At 64.3% G+C, this 12,266-nt stretch carries 12 protein-coding genes; 1 reads left to right on the top strand and 11 read right to left on the bottom strand.

Features of this window, described 5'->3' with window-relative positions; translation table 11 throughout:
- Positions 1 to 9: 9 nt before the first annotated feature.
- From hpaD to EKL15_RS20120, 4 genes are read right to left on the bottom strand one after another with little or no spacing between them, the layout of a single operon-like run.
- Positions 10 to 1,083 (bottom strand): 3,4-dihydroxyphenylacetate 2,3-dioxygenase, encoded by a 1,074-nt coding sequence (gene hpaD, locus EKL15_RS20135; protein WP_089180517.1) that lies wholly within the window; start codon positions 1,081 to 1,083, stop codon positions 10 to 12.
- Between the two features lie 37 nt (positions 1,084 to 1,120).
- On the bottom strand, positions 1,121 to 2,575 hold the full coding sequence (hpaE, locus tag EKL15_RS20130) for a 5-carboxymethyl-2-hydroxymuconate semialdehyde dehydrogenase (RefSeq protein ID WP_033636981.1): 1,455 nt from the start codon (positions 2,573 to 2,575) through the stop codon (positions 1,121 to 1,123).
- Entirely contained in the window at positions 2,572 to 3,336 is a 765-nt protein-coding gene (locus tag EKL15_RS20125; protein ID WP_049202355.1) for a fumarylacetoacetate hydrolase family protein, read from the bottom strand. The genes hpaE and EKL15_RS20125 overlap by 4 nt, the downstream gene beginning before the upstream one ends.
- Positions 3,333 to 3,965 (bottom strand): fumarylacetoacetate hydrolase family protein, encoded by a 633-nt coding sequence (locus tag EKL15_RS20120; protein ID WP_087762957.1) that lies wholly within the window; start codon positions 3,963 to 3,965, stop codon positions 3,333 to 3,335. The genes EKL15_RS20125 and EKL15_RS20120 overlap by 4 nt, the downstream gene beginning before the upstream one ends.
- Positions 3,966 to 4,292: 327 nt before the next feature.
- On the opposite strand from EKL15_RS20120, the gene hpaR reads away from it, so the two are divergent.
- The gene (hpaR, locus tag EKL15_RS20115) at positions 4,293 to 4,745 is read left to right on the top strand and encodes a homoprotocatechuate degradation operon regulator HpaR (protein ID WP_004933183.1); all 453 of its coding nucleotides are present in this window, start codon (positions 4,293 to 4,295) and stop codon (positions 4,743 to 4,745) included.
- Positions 4,746 to 4,801: 56 nt separating this feature from the next.
- On the opposite strand, the gene EKL15_RS20110 is transcribed toward hpaR, so the two are convergent.
- The 7 genes from EKL15_RS20110 to EKL15_RS20080 all read right to left on the bottom strand — a co-directional run bounded on the left by EKL15_RS20110 (position 4,802) and on the right by EKL15_RS20080 (position 12,263).
- Entirely contained in the window at positions 4,802 to 5,593 is a 792-nt protein-coding gene (locus tag EKL15_RS20110) for an SDR family oxidoreductase (protein WP_100396026.1), read from the bottom strand.
- Between the two features lie 4 nt (positions 5,594 to 5,597).
- Positions 5,598 to 6,395, bottom strand: coding sequence for a molybdenum cofactor biosynthesis F family protein (locus tag EKL15_RS20105; protein ID WP_038878408.1), 798 nt, complete (start codon positions 6,393 to 6,395; stop codon positions 5,598 to 5,600).
- An 11-nt stretch (positions 6,396 to 6,406) separates the two neighbouring features.
- Positions 6,407 to 7,189: an SDR family NAD(P)-dependent oxidoreductase gene (locus EKL15_RS20100; protein WP_100396025.1), complete on the bottom strand. Its 783-nt coding sequence runs from the start codon at positions 7,187 to 7,189 to the stop codon at positions 6,407 to 6,409.
- Positions 7,182 to 7,772 carry a DUF3156 family protein gene (locus tag EKL15_RS20095; protein ID WP_060422218.1) on the bottom strand — a complete coding sequence of 197 codons (591 nt, stop codon included), beginning with the start codon at positions 7,770 to 7,772 and terminating at the stop codon, positions 7,182 to 7,184. The genes EKL15_RS20100 and EKL15_RS20095 overlap by 8 nt, the downstream gene beginning before the upstream one ends.
- Positions 7,747 to 9,240, bottom strand: coding sequence for an APC family permease (locus tag EKL15_RS20090; RefSeq protein ID WP_100396024.1), 1,494 nt, complete (start codon positions 9,238 to 9,240; stop codon positions 7,747 to 7,749). Before EKL15_RS20090 ends, EKL15_RS20095 begins: the two co-directional genes overlap by 26 nt.
- 129 nt (positions 9,241 to 9,369) lie before the next feature.
- On the bottom strand, positions 9,370 to 10,554 hold the full coding sequence (locus tag EKL15_RS20085) for an anaerobic sulfatase maturase (protein ID WP_060426850.1): 1,185 nt from the start codon (positions 10,552 to 10,554) through the stop codon (positions 9,370 to 9,372).
- The gene (locus EKL15_RS20080; RefSeq protein WP_100396023.1) at positions 10,551 to 12,263 is read right to left on the bottom strand and encodes an arylsulfatase; all 1,713 of its coding nucleotides are present in this window, start codon (positions 12,261 to 12,263) and stop codon (positions 10,551 to 10,553) included. Before EKL15_RS20080 ends, EKL15_RS20085 begins: the two co-directional genes overlap by 4 nt.
- Positions 12,264 to 12,266: the final 3 nt, after the last annotated feature.

Here is a 12,266-nt window from a genome sequence, read left to right as displayed (position 1 = left end):
CAGCGGCATTTACAGCGTATTGCCAAGCTTGAAACCTTTTTCCGTATCGCCCTCACGGGTATAGGAAAAACCGTCTGCGCCGATGGTGACGGCCATTTCGCTGGGCGCACTGCGCTCGATGACCGGCTGTGGCTGCCCATCGAGATCCAGCACCAGCGATCCTTCGGTATACCAGCTCGGCACCACCGGATTGCCCCACCAGTCGCGGCGCTGGTTGTCATGCACGTCCCAGGTCACGGTCGGGTTGTCCGGATCGCCGGTGTAGTAATCCTGCGTGTAGATTTCCACGCGGTGGCCATCGGGATCGCGCAGGTAGAGGTAGAACGCGTTGGAGACGCCGTGCCGGCCGGGGCCACGTTCGATCAAATCGGATTTGCGCAGCGCGCCGAGCTTGTCGCAGATGGCCAAAATATTGTGCTTTTCATGGGTGGCGAAGGCGATGTGGTGCATGCGCGGCCCGGCGCCGCCGGTCATTGCGGTATCGTGCACCGTCGCCTTGCGGCGCATCCAGGCGGCGTAAACCACGCCGTCTTCATCGCGGATGTCTTCCGTTACGCGGAAGCCCAGCCCCTGGATGTATTCCACGGCGCGCGGCACGTCAGGGGTGATTTGGTTAAAGTGATCGAGGCGCACCAGCGCGCCCGGCGTATACAGATCGTAGCGCCAGGCCAGGCGCTCGACGTGCTGCACGTCGTAGAAAAACTCATACGGGAAACCGAGCGGATCCTCTACCCGCACCGCATCGCCGATGCCTTTGGCGAACCCGTTCACCCGCCGCTCGGTACGGCAGCCAAGCGCCTTGAAATACGCTTCGGCGCGATCGACGTCTTCCGGCGTGCGCACGCGGAAAGCAAACGCCGCCACGGCGGCGACCGGGCCTTCGCGCAGCACCAGGTTATGGTGAATGAACTCTTCCATCGAACGCAGGTAGAGGGTTTTATCCTCTTCGGCGGTCACGACCAGGCCGAGGATATCGACGTAAAATTCGCGTGCGGCTTTAAGGTTCGTGACCTGAATTTCCATGTAGGCACAGCGCACGACGTCGGGAGCAGGGACAGCATCAGTGGTCAGTTTTGTCGTCATTGTTCTCATCTCTTTCGTTATTATTGTGGCCTGAGGCTCAAACGCCCCATTTCGGGATCGGGTGGTCGCCCATGGAAATGCACACGTTCTTCATTTCGGCGAACACTTCGAAGCTGTATTCGCCGCCTTCGCGGCCGGTGCCGGAGGCTTTCACGCCGCCGAACGGTTGGCGCAGATCGCGTACGTTTTGGGTGTTGACGAAAACCATGCCCGCTTCAATGCCGCGGGCCAGGCGCAGAACCTTGCTCACATCCTGCGTCCAGATGTACGACGCCAGGCCGTACTCCACGTCGTTGGCCATGCGCAGGCCGTCTTCTTCTGATTTGAACGGCAACAGGCAGGCCACCGGCCCGAAGATCTCCTCCTGCGCCACGCGCATCCGGTTGTCGACATCCGCCAGCACCGTCGGGCGCAGGAAGTTGCCGTGGCTCAAGCCGGCCGGTTTGTCCGGGCCACCGGCCAGCAGGGTCGCCCCTTCTTCCACCCCGAGGCGGATATAGCCGGAGACTTTTTCCCAGTGCTGCGGGCTGATCAGCGCCCCCACCTGGGTGTTGGGATCTTGCGGATCGCCCACGCGCAGGCGGTTGGCGCGCTCGGCGAAACGTTTGACGAATTCCGGGTAGATGCTCTCCTGAATGAAGATGCGCGAACCGGCGGTGCAGCGTTCGCCGTTGATCGAGAAGATGGTGAACAGCGCGGCGTCGAGCGCCCGCTCGATGTCGGCGTCTTCAAAGATCAGCACCGGCGACTTGCCGCCCAGTTCCATAGAGAATTTTTTCAGCCCGGCGCTTTCGATGATGCGACGGCCGGTGGCGGTGCCGCCGGTGAAGGAGACCGCGCGCACGTCTTTATGGCGCACCAGCGCGTCACCGGCGGTGGCGCCGTAGCCCTGCACCACGTTCAGCACCCCGGCCGGAATGCCGGCCTCCAGCGCCAGCTCGCCCAGGCGATCGGCGGTCAGCGGCGACAGTTCGGACATCTTCAGCACCGCGGTGTTGCCCAGCGCCAGGCAAGGCGCGGTTTTCCAGGTCGCGGTCATGAACGGCACGTTCCACGGCGACACCAGCGCACACACCCCCACCGGCTGCACCAGCGTGTAGTTGAGCATCTTGTCGTCCACCGGGTAGGTCTTGCCGTTCATCTGCTGGCACACCTCGGCGAAGAACTCGAAGTTGTGCGAAGCGCGCGGGATCAGCACGTTTTTGGTCTGGTGGATCGGCAGGCCGGTGTCGGCGGTTTCCAGTTCGGCGATCTGCGGCACGTTCTGGTCGATCAGCTCGCCCAGGCGGCGCATCAGGCGCGCGCGCTCTTTCATCGGCGTGTTGGCCCACTTGGGGAACGCCTCTTTCGCCGCCGCCACCGCCTGGTCTATCTCCAGCTGGCCGCCGGAGGCCACCTCCGCCAGCACCTCGCCGTTCGCCGGGTTGGTGGTGGTGAAGTACTCTTTGCTGGCGACGTTCTTGCCGTTGATCCAGTGGTTGATGGTTTTCATCGCAGGCTCTCCTCGTAATCTTTTTCACTGATAATGTGGTTAACCAGACGGCCGATGCCCTCGATCTCCACCACCACTTCGTCGCCCGGCTGCACGTCGGCCAGCCCTTTCGGCGTGCCGGTGGCGATCATGTCGCCCGGCTGCAGCGTCATGAATTCGCTCAGGTAGGCGACCAGGAACGGAATGTCGAAAATCATGTCGGCGGTGCTGCCGCGCTGGCGCAGCTCGCCGTTGACGTAAGTGCTGAGCGCCAGCCGGTGCGGATCGGCGACGTCGTCGCGATCGACGATGTAAGGCCCGATCGGCGTCAGGGTGTCGCGGCTCTTCACCCGCAGATTCGGCCGGTAGTAATTCTCCAGGTAATCGCGGATGGCGTAGTCGTTACACAGGGTGTAGCCCGCCACATACTCCATGGCGTGCTCGCGGCTGACGTTGCGCGCGGTCTTGCCGATCACCGCCACCAGCTCGGCTTCGTAATGCATGTACTCCACGCCGGCCGGGCGCACCGACACCTGGCGGTGACCGGTCAGGGTGTTCGGTGCCTTGAGGAACACCAGCGGCTCTTCCGGCGCCTTGAATTCCAGCTCGCTGGCGTGGTCGGCATAGTTCAGCCCCAGGGCGAACACCGTGCCCTGAGCCGGCGGCAGCCATTCCACTTCGCGCTCCTGCAGCACCTCGCCGTTCGGCAGCGTGACGCGCAGCTGCTCGTCCACCTGCACGTTGAAGATCTGGCCATGATGGCGAATACGGGCATGTTTCATGATGCGGCTCCTGCCTGGGTGACGCGGTTGGTCAGCGTGGGCAGGCCGGCGGCGCGCACCGTCACCTCATCCCCCGGTTTGATCTCCACCCGCTGGTGCGGGGTGCCGATCAGCACCGCATCGCCCGGCTGCAGGGTGATAAAGTCGCTGATGGCGGCGATCAGCTCCGGCACCGAGCGCACCAGATCGGCGGTGGACCAACGATCCTGCTCCACGCCGTTGATCTCGGTGACGATCTCCAGCCGATCGGCATTCGCCAGCTGGCCGATCTCCCCCAACGGGCAGAACCCGTCGCGGCATTTAGCCTTGATCGCCGGGCGGTAGAAGCTGCTCTCCGGTAGGCTGACGTCGTTGGCCAACGCGTAGCCGGCCAGATAACGGCCCACCTGCGCCACCGGCACCTTGCGCGCGGTATCGCCGATGATCACCGCCAGCGTGCCGCCGCTGTGCACGGTTTCACCGGCCGGAAACGGGATCGCCCCGCCGTTGGCGAGGTGGGTGTTGCGCGGTTTGATAAACCAGACCGGGGTTTTGGGCGGGGTCTGATACGGCGGCTGGTGAAACGCCTGATCCCAGGCGTCCAGTTGGCTGCGGTGATTCAGCGCAACGGAAAATACGGTGCCTTTCATGCGAACTCCTCCAATGGCAAAACATGACAACCGGCATTCATTAATATATTAATGATTACTTTTATACGCTGTGCAGCTTTTACGCAACGCGCTTGGAGTGATTTGTGATCGTGATAACAAAATATTCACAAATAACGAACATTAGCGTGATTATTCAATGCATTAATCATTTTTCGCGCCATTTTTCGCTGCGCCCTGCATTTTTGCTTTATCCCTACGGGTAACTTTGGCTACTATTAAGTTATTAACAAAATCGGGCTTTGCGGGGCAGGCGCCCCCATAACGAGCGCCGTAACAACGAACACCTTGATAGCTAAGGCCAAACTTATGCATGAATCGTTAACCATCGCCCTGCTGCAGGCGCGTGAAACCGCCATGGGGTTCTTCCGCCCGATCCTGAAAAGCCACAATTTGACCGAACAGCAGTGGCGCATCATCCGCGTGCTGGCCAACAGCCGCTCGATCGAATTCCACGAGCTGGCGGCGGAAACCTGCATTCTGCGCCCCAGCCTGACCGGCATTCTGTCGCGCATGGAGCGTGACAAGCTGATCTTCCGCCTGAAGCCGGTCAACGATCAGCGCAAGCTGTACGTGTCGCTGACCCAGCAGGGCCAGGATCTGTATGAAGTGGCGCGCCACCAGGTGGAACAGGGCTACGCCGAGATTGAAGCCGCTTTCTCGCGGCAGAAAATGGACCAGCTGATGACGCTGCTGGACGAGCTGATCACGCTGGGTGACAGCCTGCCCGCCAACGTCACCGCGCATCCCGCCAAGCAGTGATTTAACCAACCGGAATTCTCAAATTAATTGACGTTGCAGCCAACAACGCTGCAGCGTCAGGTAAGCAGAGAATTCGTTTCCGGCAGCAGCGCGCCGCCGTCCACCACCAGCGTCTGGCCGGTGATGTAGGCCGCCGCCGGCGAGGCGAGAAACACCATCGCCGCGGCGATGTCTTCCGGTTCCCCCAGCCGCCCGAGCGGCACCGAGGCCGCGATCGCCTGATTCACCTGCGCGTCGCCCAGGTTGGCCATCGCCGGCGTGCGGATCATCCCCGGCTCCACGCCGTTGACGCGAATGTTCTCCGCCGCCAGCTCCAGCGCCGCCGCGCGAATAAACCCGTTCACCCCGGCCTTGGAGGCGGCGTAGTGCGCCAGCCCCGGGTAGGCTACCCGCGGGCCGGTCACCGACGAGGTCACCAGAAGGCAGCCGCCGCCCCGGCGGCGCATCCACGGCAGCGCCGCCTGCGCCAGAAAGAACGGCGCCATCAGATTGACGCTCAGCGTGCGTTGCAGCAGGGCCGCGTCGATGGCGGCGAACGGCGTCAGCGGAAAGTAAGCGGCGTTGTGGATCACCACGTCCAGCCGTTGATGCCGCTCACCTACCGCCGTCACCAGCTCGGCAATCTGCCCCGGTTCGGCCAGATCGCAAGCCAGCGCCTGCACGCTCAGCCCTTCGTCCCGCAGCGCCTGCGCCGCCGCCTGTGCCTGCGGCAGCTGCACGTCCGCGATCGTCACCTCGGCGCCCAGGCGGGCAAAGGCGCTGACGATCGCCAGCCCAATGCCCTGAGCGCCGCCGGTCACCAGCACCGCCTGCCCCGCGAAGGCGTCGGCCGCATAGGTTGCGCTCATCGCCCTATCCTCGCGGGTGGCGCGTGGTGTTCAGCACCTGTGCGTGGGCGCCGACCGCAAAGTTGCTCAGCGCGCTGAAATCGCTGCCCTGATAACCGAGGATCTTGCCGTCGGTGCGCATGCCCTGCAGATCGATCATCACCACGCCCAGCGTCGGGATGATCTTCTCGCGCCAGACGAACAGATAAAGCTGCTCCGCCACCTTCACGTAGTGGCAGCGATCGACGTCCGCCAGCCCTTTCTCCACCCCGTCCAGACACTGCCAGGCGTAGAAGTTATCGTTCAGGTAGATATGCTCGTACCGCTCGGTCGGGCTGTAGGTGTACATGTTGCGCATGCCGATCAGCTCATCGGTAAAGCCCGGTGGCGCCACGTCGGCGTCATCCAGCGTGCCGAAGCGGAATTCGGCCTCGACCGCGGTCAGCGGCAGCCCCTGCTCCACCCGGCTGAAGGCGTCGAGCCGCGCCTGCGCTTCGTCCGGCAGCTGGCCGTATACCGCAGTGAAGTTGCCCTGATTGCGGTCGCATACCAGCGTAATGCTGGCGTTGGCGCGGGCAGGATCGAGAAAATCGATGAACAGCACGCCGGGGCGAATGCTGGTGGCGCGATAGGCGACGCTGCGCCGTTCGCCCCACTCCAGCGTCTGCTCGTCGGTAAACCGGCAGCGCTGCGTCGCGCCGTCGCTAAAGCGCAGCGTCAGCGTGGTGCCCGCCAGCCCGTGCTGCCGTTCCAGCGTATTGCTGTGCGGCGCAAAGCCTTCCGCCAGCGCGCCAACCTGAATGAATACCGCTTCTGAACTCATGGAAATGCTCCTTACAGGGAAGTGAAAGCCAGGGTCGGCACATCGACGATGGTGGAGCCGCCGTCGGCCACCAGCGCCGCGCCGGTAATGATTGAAGCCTCGCTGGAACACAGGAAACGGCAGACGCGGGCGATCTCCTCGGCGCTGGCCGGGCGGCGCAGCGGCACGTCGCGGCAGACCATCTGGTAAGCCTGCTCCAGCGAAATCTGATGGGCGTCCATCAGCAGTTGCATCTCTTCGTCCGCCATCGGCGTGGTCACCCAGCCCGGGCACACTGCGTTGGCACGCACGCCCAGCGGGCCATAGTCGCGGGCGATGGAGCGCATCAGCCCGATCAGCGCGTGCTTGGCGGTGACGTAGCCGCAGACCTCCGGCCCGGCGGCCAGCGAGGCGATCGAGGCCACGAACAGCAGGTTGCCGCCGCTTTTAATCAGCTCCGGCAGGCAGGCGCGCGCGCTGGCGAAAGCGCTGTTGAGGTTGCTGTCCATCGCCCCTTGCCACTGCGCGTCGGTCATCTCGGTGATGCGCTTGAAGCCCATGCCGCCGGCGCTGCCGATCAGGCAGTCGATGCGCCCGGCTTCGCGCAGAATGGCCGGCAGCAGCGCGTGGTTCCAGCTCTCGCCGCTGGCGGCATCGCCCACCAGCGCCAGCGCGCCTATCTCTTGCGCCAGCGCCGCCAGCGGTTCCGGGCGGCGGCCGATGATGAACACCCGATCGCCCTGCGCCGCCAGCAGACGGGCGCAGGCGGCGCCGACGCCGGTGCCGCCGCCGGTAATCACAACCACTCTATTCATGATTCAGCTTCTCCATCAGTTGGCCGATCATCAGCAGGCTGCTCAACAGCAGCCGCCGCTGTTCGGCATCCAGCCGCAGATAGCGGCGGCCGGCCGGCAAACGGCTGACCACCTCCGACGCGGCGAAATGCTCAATCTCCACCTGCCAGCGCCCGTCGTTCACCGTCAGCCGCACGCGGCGAAAATCCAGCTGCGCCAGCGTCTCGCCGATCTGCGGGTAACGCTGCAGGCCGTCCAGCACCCGCTGCGCGGCCGCATGGCGCTGGCGCAGCAGATAACGCACCCCGCGCCGCCGCAGCCAGCCGCCGGTCACCACGTCCAGCGTCAGCGGAAGCTGCATCGCGCACGGGCCCTGCAACCGAAAGCGGTGGCTGACGATATGCGCCATAAACAGCCCCTGCACCTGTTCGCTGACCTCGATCTGCGGCCCCTGCGGCAGCGTCAGCCGCAGCAGGCCCGGCGCCAGGCGTTCGCACGCATAGGGCTCCAGGTTGCGCGCCAGACGATCCAGCGCAGCGCCCGGCCGATAGCCCGACGGCGCTCGCCGCCAGGCGCGATTAAGTGAGGGAAGTAAGCCGATCAAACTGCGCCTCCTCGTTTTCACCCTTGGCGAACGCGTTCTCCAGCACCTGCTCGACCGGCACCGGCTTGAACGGATTCACTTTCTGCACGCACAGCGTCCAGAACAGCGCATAGGCGGCGGTCAGGCCGATCATCCAGCCGAAGGGAATGTAGATATCGCTCGGGTTCATTCCCGGCGGCGTGATGTAAACGATGGCCAGCACGATGCCGACGCTGGAAACGATCTGCGGCAGCGGGAACCACGGCGATTTATAGGCGCGCGGCAGATCGGGGCGGCGTACGCGCAGGATCACCACCGAGCAGGTCACCAGCAGGTAGGCGACGCCCCAGGCGCACACCGCCGCCAGCACCAGCGGAATGATCCTGTCGAGGTTGCCCTGAATGGCAAAGGCGTGTACGCAGGGGATCAACACCGCCACCAGAATGCCGACCACCGGCGTCTTAAAGCGCGGGTGCAGATAAGCGAACATGCGCGGCAGCGCGCCGTCCAGCGCCATGCCGTACAGAATGCGCGGCACCGCCGCCATCAGCGTGTTGATGGTCGCCGCGCCCGCCAGCAGCAAGCCGACGCCCAGCCAGTATTTGCCGAACTGGCCCATCACCTGGCCGGCGAACGCCGGGATGGCCATCGGCGTTTCCAGCAGGCGCGCGCCGCTGGCGGCGTCGATCACCACGTTTTCCACCTGGTGGCTGAGCGCCGCGCCATACAGCGCCATGCACACCGCCACGCCGCACAGCCCCAGCGCCATCGCGCGCGGGATCACCCGATCGCAGCGCTTGATCTCCGGCGCCATCGGCGTCACCAGCTCACAGCCGACGAACATGAACATCGCCATGCCGATCAGGCTGAACACTGCAAAGGGATCGTTCAGGCTCAGCGTGCTGCCGAACCAGCCCTCGAGCGGCACCGCATGCGGCGACAGCAGCCCGACGATGCCGAAAATCACCAGCGTGCTCCACATGGCGAAGGTCAGTACGATCTCCGCCTTGCCGAAGGCCTCGATGCCGAACGCGTTGAGCAGGCCGAACACGACAACCAGCCCGACGCCGACCATCCAGGAGGCATTGTGGCTTTCCATCAGGGTGTTGAGGTGCTCGAAGTTCACCAGCGCCATGATGCCGGAGAGAATGGTCTCGGCGGTGCCGGCGAAGATGTGCACGATCAGGTAGGCCGACAGCGCGCCGGTGATGGCGAAAAAGCGCCCCATGCCGCAGGAGATGTAGTCGTAAACCGAACCGGAGGTCGGCAGCAGTGCCGCCGCTTCGGAGAAGGTGGTGAGCTGCGCCTGCATCATGATGAAGGCGATCAGCATCGCCAGCGCGAAGGTGTCGCCGCCGATGCCGAAGCCGCTGGTGACCGTCAGGATCACCGGGCTGGCCATGATCACCCCGACCGAACTGGCCAGGGTGGTGGGAAAGCCGACCTTGCCTCGAGCCAGGTGGGCGTGCAACCGCGACGACAGGTTCATGGTTATTTCCTCTTATAGTTTTGGCCTGATGCATGCAGGTGCTTGCAGGTTTTTCGCCGCCAGCGGCGGTAATCTCACTATAGAGAGGAAAGGAAAATGCTGACTATCGTCCTTAAGGACGAGACGCTTTCAACCTGCGGCCGCGCTCACGGCGGCGCGCCACTGCATCGCCCCCTGCGGGCTGCGCGGGTAGGCGCGCAGCGGTGCCAGCAGCGCGGAAAAAAAGGCGTAATAGCCGGCGCACAGCCGGTTGTAGCGATCTTCGCCCACATGCGCCGGGCAGCCGCCCTGGCAGACGCTTTTCACGCTGCAGCGTTGGCACTCGCGGCGCAGGCTCTTGTTTTTACCGAACGGCATCTCCGCCGCCCTTGCCGCCAGGGTGGCGAGCGGCGTGTGGCGATCGGCATGGCCGAGCAGGTGCTGCGCGTTGATCAGATGATCGCAGGCGTAAAGCCGCCCGTCCGGCTCCATCACCAGATTGCCGCCGCAGCGTTCGGCGTGTACGCAGCTGGGGCTAACGTGGGTGAAATACTGCGCGTAGACCTGCTCAATGTTCATCACGAAGACCTGGCCGACGTGCCCGCGGCTGCGCCAGCGGCGGTATACCGCCAGCATGAAGCGCCCCCAGTTGGCGGCGCTCAACCCATAGCCGGCGGTGGGCGCGTCCCCTTCCAGCATCAGCGGCTGGAACTGCAGATAGCGCGCCCCGATCGCCACCGCATGATCGTAGATCGCCTCGGCGCGATCCGCGACGCCGTCGTGCACCACCATCAGCAGGTTGAAGTCGATCTGATAGCGCTGCAACAGCGCAATGCCGCGCAGCGCCGCGTCATAGCTGGCGCCGCCGCGCTTGTCCGGCCGGTGGGCGTCCTGCACCTCGCGGTCGCCGTCCAGGCTGACGCCGAGGATAAAGTGATGCTGCCGGAACAGCCGGCACCAGGCGTCGTTCAGCAGGGTACCGTTGGTCTGCAGGCTGTTGCTGATCCGCACGCCCGGCGGCGCGTAGCGGCGTTGCAACGCCAGCGCCCGCTTGTAAAAACCGATCCCCGCCAGCAGCGGCTCACCGCCCTGCCAGACGAAGTTGATCTCGCGGCTGTAACGCGGCTGGGCGGCGATATAGCCGCGGATAAATTCCGCCAGCAGGTCGTCGTCCATCTTACGCGTCCGCTCCTGCTGGCGCTGCGGGTAGTAGCAGTAGCGGCAGCCCAGGTTGCAGCCGGCGCCGATCGGTTTCACCAGCAAATGAAAAGGCGCCGCCGCGCGCGGTTCGCTCTCTACCGGGATCTGCTGCGCGCGCAGCTGGGCCAGGTTCATGGCGCCGCCTGCGGCAACGGTTTGTGGGTCTGCGGATCCAGGCCGATGTAGTCGCCGGTGTTGGCGTCGACGCCGAGATAGTCGATCGCTGCACCTTTGGCTTCAATAACCATGCTCTGCTGCGCAAAACGGCGATACGCCTCGCTCAGCCGTTTGACCCGCTCCGGGTCGGCGGCGGCCAGATCGCGCGTCTCCAGCGGATCGTCATGCAGATTGAACAGCCCCCACGGCGCCATCTGCGCCGTCGGCCCGGCCTTCACCAACCGTCGCAGCTTCCAGACGCCGTCCACATAGGCGGCCTGGTTATGCAGCTCCACGCCGTAGGTCGCGCGCGGCACGCCGTCGGCCTCGCCGCTGAAATAGCGCTTGAAGCTGACGCCGACCATCGGCAGCGTCGGTTTGGCCTTCAGCGGTTTATTGGCGTCGATGCCGGCATAGTCATACAGCGTCGGGGCGATGTCATACACCGCCATCGGCGTGCGGTCGATGCCGCCGCGCCCCTTCAGCCGCGGCGCGGAGATGATGAAATCGGTATTGATGCCGCCCTGCGCGCTGGTGGTTTTGTGGTAGTTGGCGTACGGCGCATTGCTGACGTTGGCCCAGTGCGGCCCGTAGGAAATGAACGATCCCTTGCGGCCGAGGTTGGCGTAGCTGTTGTCGAACTGCCGCCAATACTCCGGCTTCGAGCCGTAGTAGAAGCCGCTGGCCGGGTTGGCGCCGTTGTCGGTGGCGAACACAATCACCGTATTTTGGTCGCGGCCGGTCTGCTTGAGGGTATTCAGCACCGCGCCGACCTGATCGTCCATGTAAGCGATCATCGCCGCGTACACCTGCATGGTCTTGGCTTCATATTTTTGCTGCTCGGGCGTCAGCGCATTCCAGTCCTTATCCAGCGTCAGCGTCGGCATCGGCGTGCGGTCGGAAATCAACCCCAGCGCCTTCAGGCGCTGAATGCGCTGCTGATAGGCCTGCTGGTAACCGGCGTCGTATTTGCCGTCGAATTTGGCGATCCAGTCATCCGGCGCCTGCAGCGGATCGTGCGGCGCGGTAAACGCCAGATAGGCGAAGACGGGTTTGCTCTGCGGCGTATCGCGGATCCACTGTTCCAGCTGATCGGCATAGGCCTTGCTGGAATAGAAATCTTTGGGCAACGACACGCGTTTGCCGTTCAGGGTGTAGAAGGTATGGAACGCCTCCACGGTGCCCAGCGGTTTCGCGTCGTCGAAATGGCTGGTGCCGCCCCCCATAAAGGCGAAGGCGCGCTCGAAGCCGCGATCGGTCGGTTTGGCGCCGTCGACGTAGCCCAGGTGCCATTTGCCCGCCATCATGGTGGCGTAACCCGCGTCGCGAAAACGCTCCGGCAATGTGGTCACGCGGTCGGTCAGCCGCATTTCATAGCCCGGCTGCGCGGCGGTGCTCTCATACCACCACATGCCGCCCATGCCGGCCTGCTGGTTGGTGTTGCCGGTCATCAGCATCGACCGCGCCGGCGCCGACATCGGCGAGGTGTAGTACTGGCTCATGCGCACGCCCCGTTCGGCCAGCGCCTGCAGGTTGGGCGTCGGTATCTCACCGCCGAACGGGCTGATGTCGGAGTAGCCCATGTCGTCCACCAGAATGATCAGCACATTGGGGCGATCGGCGTCCGCCCCCTGCGCCAGGCCCGATAAGGCGCCGCTCAACGCCACCGCCAACGTTTTTTTCTGCATCGT

The sequence above is a fragment of the Serratia sp. 4542 genome, assembly GCF_016805595.1.
GTDB lineage: Bacteria > Pseudomonadota > Gammaproteobacteria > Enterobacterales > Enterobacteriaceae > Serratia > Serratia nevei.
Note: the sequence above shows the minus strand (reverse complement) of the source record. Positions and strands in the feature narration are given on the sequence as shown.

Coding starts and splice junctions, on each gene's coding strand:
- EKL15_RS20110 (WP_100396026.1), bottom strand. CDS start 5,593: ATGAGCGCAACCTATGCGGCCGACGCCTTCGCGGGGCAGGCGGTGCTG.
- EKL15_RS20105 (WP_038878408.1), bottom strand. CDS start 6,395: ATGAGTTCAGAAGCGGTATTCATTCAGGTTGGCGCGCTGGCGGAAGGC.
- EKL15_RS20125 (WP_049202355.1), bottom strand. CDS start 3,336: ATGAAACATGCCCGTATTCGCCATCATGGCCAGATCTTCAACGTGCAG.
- EKL15_RS20090 (WP_100396024.1), bottom strand. CDS start 9,240: ATGAACCTGTCGTCGCGGTTGCACGCCCACCTGGCTCGAGGCAAGGTC.
- hpaR (WP_004933183.1), top strand. CDS start 4,293: ATGCATGAATCGTTAACCATCGCCCTGCTGCAGGCGCGTGAAACCGCC.
- EKL15_RS20085 (WP_060426850.1), bottom strand. CDS start 10,554: ATGAACCTGGCCCAGCTGCGCGCGCAGCAGATCCCGGTAGAGAGCGAA.
- hpaE (WP_033636981.1), bottom strand. CDS start 2,575: ATGAAAACCATCAACCACTGGATCAACGGCAAGAACGTCGCCAGCAAA.
- EKL15_RS20080 (WP_100396023.1), bottom strand. CDS start 12,263: ATGCAGAAAAAAACGTTGGCGGTGGCGTTGAGCGGCGCCTTATCGGGC.
- EKL15_RS20120 (WP_087762957.1), bottom strand. CDS start 3,965: ATGAAAGGCACCGTATTTTCCGTTGCGCTGAATCACCGCAGCCAACTG.
- hpaD (WP_089180517.1), bottom strand. CDS start 1,083: ATGACGACAAAACTGACCACTGATGCTGTCCCTGCTCCCGACGTCGTG.
- EKL15_RS20100 (WP_100396025.1), bottom strand. CDS start 7,189: ATGAATAGAGTGGTTGTGATTACCGGCGGCGGCACCGGCGTCGGCGCC.